The following is a 516-nucleotide window of genomic DNA, read 5'->3' as shown; positions in this document are numbered from 1 at the left end:
TGAAGGCGCACGAGCCGGCCGTCACTGCCCAGCTCGACGATGTAGCCGTCGACCTCGTCGGCGATGCGGCGCACCATCTCGGCCCGTTGGAGCACCGAGACGACATCGCGCACGGTGACGAGGTCCTCCACCTCGAGCGCCGACAACGACGCCGACACGGTGTCGAGCCGGGTCTTGTAGCGCTCGAGCGTCTGCAGCGCCTGGTTGGCCCGGTTCAGCAGGCGGGGGATCAGCTCGAGCGGGTGCTTGACGTCGCCGTAGTACACGGCGATCACCGACATGTCCTCCGACACCGAGATCACGGGTACGGGGATCGACCGGGCCACCCGCTCGGCGGTGCGGTGCCGCGTGCCGGTCTCCGATGTCGGGACGTTGGGGTTGGGGACCAGGTGCACATTGGCACGGGCGATGCGGCTGGCGTCGGGCGCGAGGATCACCGCGCCGTCCATCTTGGCCAGCTCCGACAGCCGCTGGGGCGTGAACTCCGCATCGAGGAGGAACCCACCCGAGCAGATC

Annotated in this window: 1 pseudogene (cut by both window edges); it reads right to left on the bottom strand. The window is 69.2% G+C overall.

What is annotated here, in order from left to right:
* Positions 1 to 516: pseudogene (disA, locus tag E6G06_11135) on the bottom strand (DNA integrity scanning protein DisA) (it extends past both window edges: 403 nt to the left, 99 nt to the right).

The sequence above is a fragment of the Actinomycetota bacterium genome (assembly GCA_005888325.1).
Lineage (GTDB): Bacteria > Actinomycetota > Acidimicrobiia > Acidimicrobiales > AC-14 > AC-14.
The sequence above is the reverse complement of the archived record's forward strand: the minus strand, read 5'-3'. Positions and strand labels throughout refer to the sequence as shown.